A 285-nucleotide genomic window follows, 5' to 3' on the forward strand; every position below is an offset into this window, starting at 1 on the left:
GTGCAGCGCGCGAGCACCGCGTCGACGAGCGACTCGTCCCACTCGAACGCGGCCTTGTGGTTCGCTTCGATCCGGCGGCGGATGCGTTCGAGCTTCAGCTCGATGATCTCGGCCAGCACGTCGTCGGAAATCGGGTAGTACGGCACGACCTTCATCCGGCCGAGGAACGCCGGCTTGAAGGTCTTGTACAACTGCGGACGCAGCGTCTCGGCGAGCGTGTCCGGGTCGGGCAGTTCCTCGGCCGGCTTGTTCAGGCACGCCTGCATCACCGCGGCCGAGCCGACG

Annotated in this window: 1 pseudogene; it reads right to left on the reverse strand. The window is 67.0% G+C overall.

Features of this window, described 5'->3' with window-relative positions:
* Positions 1-285, reverse strand: a pseudogene (locus tag AAEY83_RS14120) (type VI secretion system ATPase TssH); the annotation flags it as partial.

It is taken from the genome of Psychrobacter sp. TB20-MNA-CIBAN-0197 (genome assembly GCF_040309765.1).
In the GTDB taxonomy this organism is placed as follows: Bacteria; Pseudomonadota; Gammaproteobacteria; order Pseudomonadales; family Moraxellaceae; genus Psychrobacter; species Psychrobacter submarinus.